Here is a 3,625-nt window from a genome sequence, read left to right as displayed (position 1 = left end):
AGTACCAGCGTACGGCCCACAGAATGATGTCACGCTGAAAATGCCGGCCTTTGAATGGGTTCATGTGCAGCTCCATCAGCAAAAGGGGATGATAAGTTTATCACCACCGACTATTTGCAACAGTGCCATCGCGAGTGGGTCAGGGTGGGACGGCTTAAAAACCCTTGTTGCAATGGCAACCAGGCTGACCGCCACCATGGCCGACGATCCGCTCAATCATGTGCTCGACGGTTATCACCGCTTCCGCCGATACGCTCCACGCATGTTGCGCCTGCTCGATCTGCGAGCTGCGCCCGTTGCACTGCCGCTTCTGGAAGCGGTGACGGCCCTTCGTACCGGTTTGAACGATGCCGCGATGACCAGCTTCTTGCGGCCCAGCTCGAAATGGCATCGCCACCTTCGGGCCCAGAGGGCTGGCGACGCTCGCCTATGGGAGATCGCGGTGCTGTTCCATCTGCGCGATGCGTTCCGCTCCGGAGATGTCTGGCTTACTAGGTCCCGGCGCTATGGCGATCTGAAACACGCACTCGTTCCGGCACAATCCATCGCGGAAGGCGGTCGTCTCGCTGTGCCATTGCGGCCGGAGGAATGGCTGGCAGACCGGCAAGCTCGCCTCGACATGCGGTTGCGCGAGCTTGGCCGTGCCGCTCGCGCAGGCACGATCCCGGGCGGGTCGATTGAAAACGGCGTTCTGCATATCGAGAAACTCGAAGCCGCCGCGCCGACAGGCGCCGAAGATCTGGTGCTCGATCTCTACAAGCAGATCCCGCCCACGCGCATCACCGATCTCCTGCTGGAGGTGGATGCGGCGACCGGCTTCACCGAAGCGTTCACCCATCTGCGCACAGGAGCACCCTGCGCTGACCGGATCGGGCTAATGAACGTTATCTTGGCGGAAGGGATCAACCTCGGCTTGCGCAAAATGGCGGATGCGACAAACACCCACACCTTCTGGGAATTGATCCGCATTGGACGGTGGCATGTCGAGGGCGAAGCCTATGACCGGGCGCTGGCCATGGTGGTCGAGGCACAGGCAGCGTTACCCATGGCCCGGTTCTGGGGCATGGGCACGTCGGCTTCGAGCGACGGACAGTTCTTCGTCGCTACAGAGCAAGGTGAGGCCATGAACCTGGTCAACGCGAAATATGGCAATACCCCGGGCCTGAAAGCCTATAGCCACGTCTCCGACCAATATGCGCCGTTCGCAACCCAGGTGATTCCTGCAACGGCAAGCGAAGCGCCTTACATCCTCGATGGCCTGCTGATGAACGATGCTGGACGCCATATCCGCGAGCAGTTCACCGACACGGGCGGCTTCACCGATCACGTCTTTGCCGCATGTGCCATTCTCGGCTACCGGTTCGCTCCGCGCATCCGCGACCTGCCATCCAAACGGCTCTACGCGTTCAATCCGTCGGCCGCCCCGGCGCACCTGCGAGCGTTGATCGGCGGAAAGGTCAACCAAGCCATGATCGAGCGCAATTGGCCCGACATCCTGCGCATCGCCGCCACCATTGCTGCCGGGACCGTCGCGCCAAGCCAGATTCTGCGGAAACTCGCCTCCTATCCGCGGCAGAACGAGCTCGCGACAGCCCTGCGGGAAGTCGGTCGCGTCGAGCGCACCCTGTTCATGATCGACTGGATTCTGGATGCCGAACTCCAACGGCGTGCCCAGATCGGGCTCAACAAAGGCGAAGCTCATCATGCGCTGAAGCGGGCAATCAGCTTCCACCGCCGCGGTGAAATCCGCGACCGTTCCGCCGAAGGCCAGCATTACCGCATCGCCGGCATGAATCTGCTCGCCGCCATCATCATCTTCTGGAACACCATGAAGCTCGGCGAGGTCGTTGCAAACCAGAAACGCGATGGAAAGCTGCTATCGCCCGATCTCTTGGCCCATGTTTCGCCGCTCGGATGGGAACACATCAATCTCACCGGAGAATATCGCTGGCCAAAGCCTTAGCGTAGGATTCCGCCCCCTCCCGCAAACGACCCCATTTTGTGATTTTGAATTAGATAATAATAAGTGATCGGCTTTGCTAATTGATGTTTTTGCTGTTGTCAGCTTAAAAGCTGAACAAGATTAAATAATGGAAATTTGATATGAATATGCGCATTCGTTTGATTGCAGGCGCAATCACCGCACTCATCGTGGGCTTTGGTTTTATGGCCTATGATAAATATACAGGCCGTGAATGGGTCGTCTCACCTGATCAGATTGAAGCGGCTCAAAGCAGTGGTAAAGCGGGTGTGGAAACACGTCCGGGCACGGTTGCGGTACGTGCAATCCGCAGCGAAGATGCGGATATACTGCCATTTAAATGGCTTGGTTATGGTTTGGTTGCAGGGTTCTTTGTCGTCTATTCAACACGCAAACCAAAAGCTGCACCAAAAGCATAATCTTTAAGTTAATCATTTTAAAAGCCTCGCTTTGCGGGGCTTTTTTATGTTGCATCTGCTAAGTTATTTTGTGGCTTTCTTCATTTCCAGACCGGAAATTAAAGCATCCAATCCATATTCAAAGGCAAAATCGGCACCTTCCGCATCGAATGTATCAAAGGCATGAGATAGAAACTGTGATGGCTGTGCAGGGGCTTCTTTTGAGGCTTGTTTGCGTTCAGAACTATCTTCGAGGGCTGCTTGCTGCTCACTGACAGAGCCCGTCGTATAATGACTGACAATCACTAATGCCCGTACGGCATCGGGCTGTTCAAATCCGCTCTCACATAAAAATCTGATCTGTTTTTCCACGCGCTCATATTGCGCACTGGTTGGGCGTGTGCCCGCATGAATGCGTGCGCCATCACGATAAGAAAGCAGTGCGCTACGAAAGCTGAGTGCATTTTCTTTTAAAAAGACACGCCAGTCTTCTCCTGTCTGAGGCACGGTGCGGGTGTGATTTTTTTCTAACATGGCTTCAGATAAGGCATCAAGCAGGGCGCGCTTATTGCGAAAATGCCAATAAAGAGCAGGTTGCTGCACCTTCAGGCGCTCGGCCAATTTTCGCGTTGTTAAATTGTCAACACCGACTTCGTTGAGAAGTTCAAGTGCAGCCTGAATAACGGTCTCACGATCCAATTTGGTCATTTTATTGCATTACCTCTTGACAATTTATCGTTGATAAAGTTTATTATCGCCAACTTATCAATGATAAATAAAAGTCACATCTATGTCAAAATCACTTATAACCGCACTCATTGTTGTCGCGCTTGATGCGATTGGTTTGGGATTAATCATGCCGGTGGTTCCGGCTTTATTAAATGAATTTGTACCGGCAGAGCAAACAGCATTTCACTATGGTGTTTTTTTATCGCTTTATGCGTTTATGCAGGTCTTTTGCGCGCCCGTTTTAGGGCGGTTATCTGACCGCTATGGACGGCGGATTATTTTGCTGGTTTCATTTTTAGGTGCCACGATTGATTATAGCATAATGGCGGCAGCGCCTGTTTTATGGGTGCTTTATATCGGCCGGATTATCTCAGGTGTTACCGGAGCAACTGGTGCAATCGCGGCATCAATTATCGCTGATACAACTAAACAGGAAGAACGTGCGCGTTGGTTTGGTTTTATGGGGGCGTGTTTTGGTGCAGGTATGATTGCAGGGCCTGCTATTGGCGGTGTTCTT

Annotated in this window: 4 protein-coding genes; 3 read left to right on the top strand and 1 reads right to left on the bottom strand. The window is 53.7% G+C overall.

Going from position 1 to position 3,625, the window contains the following annotated elements; genetic code table 11:
• Both FTU75_RS18055 and FTU75_RS18050 read left to right on the top strand, forming a co-directional pair.
• Positions 1-1,963, top strand: a 1,963-nt coding sequence (locus FTU75_RS18055; protein ID WP_373682959.1) for a Tn3 family transposase, incomplete at its 5' end; no start/stop codon positions are given.
• Positions 1,964-2,103: 140 nt separating this feature from the next.
• Entirely contained in the window at positions 2,104-2,400 is a 297-nt protein-coding gene (locus tag FTU75_RS18050) for a hypothetical protein (protein ID WP_044501921.1), read from the top strand.
• A 63-nt stretch (positions 2,401-2,463) separates the two neighbouring features.
• Here the strand turns inward: FTU75_RS18050 and tetR(Y) are convergent, their stop codons facing one another.
• Positions 2,464-3,087 (bottom strand): tetracycline resistance transcriptional repressor TetR(Y), encoded by a 624-nt coding sequence (tetR(Y), locus tag FTU75_RS18045; protein WP_011931118.1) that lies wholly within the window; start codon positions 3,085-3,087, stop codon positions 2,464-2,466.
• A gap of 82 nt (positions 3,088-3,169) precedes the next feature.
• Between tetR(Y) and FTU75_RS18040 the strand changes: the two genes are divergently transcribed.
• A partial coding sequence (locus FTU75_RS18040) for an MFS transporter (protein ID WP_180110343.1) occupies positions 3,170-3,625 on the top strand: 456 nt, incomplete at its 3' end.

This window comes from Acinetobacter sp. YH12140 (genome assembly GCF_013418475.1).
GTDB classification, from domain to species: domain Bacteria; phylum Pseudomonadota; class Gammaproteobacteria; order Pseudomonadales; family Moraxellaceae; genus Acinetobacter; species Acinetobacter amyesii.
The sequence above is the reverse complement of the archived record's forward strand: the minus strand, read 5'-3'. Positions and strand labels throughout refer to the sequence as shown.